The following is a 1,332-nucleotide window of genomic DNA, read 5'->3' on the forward strand; positions in this document are numbered from 1 at the left end:
ACTGGACTCTTGCCTTTTAGTTTCGTCTTAATACGTTTGTTATTATAGTAATCCATATATTCTTCAAGTTCCTGTTTAAAATGATCGATACTTTCAAAGTCAATGAGATATAGGAATTCAGATTTCATAATTCCAAAAAAGTTCTCTATGACGGCATTATCGTAACAGTTTCCTTTACGTGACATACTCTGTGTGATTCCACGTTCCTTTAATGCATGGACATACTGTTTCATCTGATAGTGCCACCCTTGATCGGAATGAAGTAGTAACTCATCTTCGTCATTTAACCGTTCAAATGACTTCTCCAACATGTCTGATACAAGAGAATAAGTAGGTCGGGAACCGATCGTATATGTGATGATTTCCCCATTATACAAATCAAGAACAGGAGATACGTACAATTTTTCCCCAAAAAGGTTAAATTCTGTGATGTCTGTGACCCATTTCTGATTCGGTTTATCTGCTTTAAAGTTACGGTTTAAGATATTTTGGACTTTCTTTCCGACAATCTCTTTGTAGGACTTATATTTCTTCATTCGAACAATAGATTTGAGGCCAAGTTCCCTCATAATACGATATACTTTTTTATGGTTTACATGAGATCCTAGGTTATCAAGTTCTTCCTTGATCCGACGATAACCGTAACGTCCCTTGTGCTCATGATAAATGGCTTTGATTTTATCTTTCAAATCCTTATCGGGATCAGGTTTATTTATCTTTTGAACGAGATTGTAAAAAGTACTGCGGACCAACCCAGCAATTTTCACTAATTGGTTTACTGGATATTCATGCCTTAGCTCAACGATGACTTCTACTTTGTCTTCTTTGGAGATTTTTCCTTTTCTTGAACTAAGGCATTCAACTTTTTTAGATACGCATTTTCCATCCGTAGGTATTCTAATTCCTTTTCCAGACTTTCAAATGAGCCTTGAGTGGTTTTGTCTTTTTTATTTGGTGTCATAGTGAATGGCCCCTTCTCCGTTGGTTTAAGAGCATCCACACCGCCTAGTTCCCACTTCTTTTTCCACCTTCGTACCATAGAAAAGTCAGGAATGTGGAAGAGCGCAGACGCCTCTCGAATGGAATACCCTTTTTCCTCAATAAACTGTATGACTTTTAGTTTAAAGGCAGCAGGATAATTTGTATAGGGAAAAGCGAAGGCCTGTTCTCCATGATATTCGACTAACTTTACCCAATAACGAAGAACGGAGTTGTCTACTCCAATTTGTTTAGCTAAATCACGATAGCTAATCGTACCAGTTAAATAACGTTTAACGGTTTGATGTTTTTCTACACTTGTAAACTTTTTCATCACAATCACAACACCCCTAT

At 36.9% G+C, this 1,332-nt stretch carries 1 protein-coding gene; it reads right to left on the reverse strand.

From position 1 onward, the window contains the following. Nucleotides 1-1,312, reverse strand: a protein-coding gene (locus JCM9152_RS22230) for an IS3 family transposase (protein WP_235715795.1) whose coding sequence is annotated in 2 segments (ribosomal slippage) — nucleotides 1-871 and nucleotides 871-1,312 — 1,313 coding nt annotated over the 2 segments. Because the reading frame shifts where the segments join, the coding sequence is not laid out codon by codon here. This gene is flagged as partial in the annotation. Nucleotides 1,313-1,332: the final 20 nt, after the last annotated feature.

Origin of the sequence: Halalkalibacter hemicellulosilyticusJCM 9152 (assembly GCF_000513115.1) — a bacterium.
In the GTDB taxonomy this organism is placed as follows: domain Bacteria; phylum Bacillota; class Bacilli; order Bacillales; family Bacillaceae_D; genus Halalkalibacter; species Halalkalibacter hemicellulosilyticus.